Raw genomic sequence first — 241 nt, 5'->3', positions numbered from 1 at the left:
ATACAACTGTTTTCATCACTCAATAAACAAGGTCTAGAAGAACTTGCGTCAATTATGGCGGGTCGCTTAAATTACACCTTAGACAAAACTTTAGATTTTGATATTGATGCAATTCCTGAAGCCACTGAAGATGATTTGGATGATGAGTTCATTGATCAAGACCAAGAATCCGAATTCAATAGTGAAAATATTGATGGAAATGTAGATGAAAATCCACAAGCATAAATAAAAAAGTCTTGTC

1 pseudogene is annotated in these 241 nt (G+C 33.6%); it reads left to right on the top strand.

Annotated features, from left to right (window positions below):
• Positions 1 to 225, top strand: a pseudogene (locus FVA95_RS30340) (hypothetical protein); the annotation flags it as partial.
• Between the last annotated feature and the right edge of the window lie 16 nt (positions 226 to 241).

It is taken from the genome of Pseudonocardia sp. EV170527-09 (assembly GCF_008369905.1).
Classification (GTDB): Bacteria; Actinomycetota; Actinomycetes; order Mycobacteriales; family Pseudonocardiaceae; genus Pseudonocardia.
The sequence above is the reverse complement of the archived record's forward strand: the minus strand, read 5'-3'. Positions and strand labels throughout refer to the sequence as shown.